The sequence below is a fragment of the Agromyces humi genome, assembly GCF_009720255.1.
GTDB classification, from domain to species: domain Bacteria; phylum Actinomycetota; class Actinomycetes; order Actinomycetales; family Microbacteriaceae; genus Agromyces; species Agromyces humi.
In genome coordinates this window covers 1-2,076 of sequence record NZ_WJSP02000526.1, presented here as the reverse complement: position 1 = coordinate 2,076, position 2,076 = coordinate 1, and the positions used below count along the sequence as shown (strand labels likewise).

1 protein-coding gene and 1 pseudogene are annotated in these 2,076 nt (G+C 71.3%); one reads left to right on the top strand and one right to left on the bottom strand.

Annotation, left to right across the window (positions count from 1 at the left end; translation table 11 throughout):
• Positions 1-321: pseudogene (locus GH736_RS21780) on the top strand (acetyl-CoA C-acyltransferase); the annotation flags it as partial.
• A 207-nt stretch (positions 322-528) separates the two neighbouring features.
• Here the strand turns inward: GH736_RS21780 and GH736_RS21775 are convergent.
• Positions 529-1,551: a VOC family protein gene (locus GH736_RS21775; RefSeq protein ID WP_159607024.1), complete on the bottom strand. Its 1,023-nt coding sequence runs from the start codon at positions 1,549-1,551 to the stop codon at positions 529-531.
• Between the last annotated feature and the right edge of the window lie 525 nt (positions 1,552-2,076).

Here is a 2,076-nt window from a genome sequence, read left to right as displayed (position 1 = left end):
GGCGTCGCGCCCGTGCCCGCGGCGAACCTCGCGCTCGAGCGCGCCGGCATCCGCTTCGCCGACCTCGACCTGATCGAGCTGAACGAGGCGTTCGCCGTGCAGGTGCTCGCGTGCCTCGCCGACTGGGGGCTCGACGCCGAAGACCCGCGGTTGAACCCGCGGGGGAGCGGCATCTCGATCGGCCACCCGATCGGCGCCACCGGCATCCGCATGCTCGCGACCCTCGCGCACGAGCTGCCGGCCATCGACGGCGATCTCGCCCTCGAGACGATGTGCATCGGCGGCGGCCAGGCCCTCGCGGCCGTGTTCGCCCGCGCCTGACCCACGCAGCTCACCGCCGGGCGCCGCCCGCCGTCCGTCCTCGCCGCCCCCACCCTCGAGGTGACGCGAATCGACCTTCGCGGGCGGCGGAAGGTCGATTCGCGTCACCTCGCAGTCAGTGCGCGACGGCGCGCGGCATGGCCCATGACGAAGGGCCGGGGCGGACGGGCACTCACCCCCGTCCGACCCGGCCCCTCGGCCCGCGTCTCAGCCCTGACCGTGCTTGGCGTAGGGGTTGAGCAGCGCCTCCTCGGTACCCGGCACGATGCCCTCCTCGGTGGCGGTCGGACGGCCCTCGTCGGGCGGGAACGACTCGGTCATCGACATGGGCATCGCGCTGTTGCGGTAGAGGTTGTTCGAGCCGGTCGACGGCTTCCAGGTGTTCGCGTTCCAGTCGGGCACGTAGTTGCGGTAGCCGCCCGTGTTGACCTCGATGCGCAGGCCGCTCGGGTCACGGAAGTAGAGGAAGGACTGCTCGCCGATGCCGTGGATCGACGGACCGTACTCGATGTGGGTGCCGTTCTCCATGAGCACGTCGGCGGCGATGAGGAGCTCCTCGCGGGTGTCGACCCAGAACGCGTAGTGGTTGATGCGGCCGGGGCGCGAGGAGCTGTCGAGCACGACGCCGAGGTCGTGCGACTTCTCGTTCGTCGTGATGACGGCGAAGACCGTGATGGGCGCCTCGTCGAGCTCGGTGTAGGCCATGATGCGGAAGCCGAGCACCTCGTGGTGCCATTTCGCGAAGGCCTTCACGTCGGATGCCGCGATCGTGACGTGGTCGAGGAACCGCGGGGCGCCCGCGACGCTCGAGCGGCGTTCGGGGCGGTCGGGGTAGATCGACGCGTGCTCGTCGTCGGCCTCGTACTGCTCGACGTCCCACGCGAGGCGGATGGTGTGGCCCCACGGGCCGGTGAAGACGTAGGAGCGGCCGCGGCCGGGCCCGGAGTCCGACCACTCGCCGGTCACGCCGGCCTCCTCGACGCGACGCGCCGCCTCGTCGAGCGCCTCGGCGCTGGTGGTGCGCCAGCCGATCTCGACGAGCGCGGGCTCGGGGCCCTCGGAGATGACGACGCTGTGGTGCGTGTAGTCGCCCCAGGAGCGGAGGTAGGCCTTGCCGCTGTCGCGGCCGACCTGGCGGAGGCCGAGGCGCTCCTCGTAGAAGGCCACCGAGGCCTCGACGTCGGGCGCCGCGATCTCGACGTGCGAGAGATGGGACAGGAGGGTGATCATCGTCGATCCTTCGTGTTCGGGGTGCGGCGCATCGGCCGAGGGTTGGTGCGTGCCGCGTTCGACACTGCATCCACTCTCGGCGAGCATGCTTCATCAGGGAAGCTGAACCTGATGATGTCGCGCATCGACACTGTTGATGATCAGTCGACCGACGCACGGCCGATGCCCGACGTCGCGCCGGTCACGACGGCGACCTGCCCCCGGCACGAGAAGAGCTCGGCGGGGCGCAGCGCAGAGGGATGCCCGTCGGTGGTCATGGCCCGAGCGTACGGCGCGAGGCAACGGGCGGCGATCGTGGATCGTGATGCCTCGCATCACCGTTCCCGCTGGCGCAGCGTGGCATCCGCGCGCCGACGGCGATTGACTTGGGTCGGTGCCGGCACCGCTGCCGGTGCGGGCACGGAGGGATCGACATGCACGGGATGGACGGACGGACGATCGTGGTCACCGGCGCGGCATCCGGCATCGGCGCCGCGACCGTGAGCGCGCTCGCCGCGGCGGGTGCGCGCGTGATCGCCGCCGACC

Excerpts from the sequence above, each read along its gene's own strand:
- GH736_RS21775 (WP_159607024.1), bottom strand. The coding sequence starts at position 1,551 with ATGATCACCCTCCTGTCCCATCTCTCGCACGTCGAGATCGCGGCGCCC.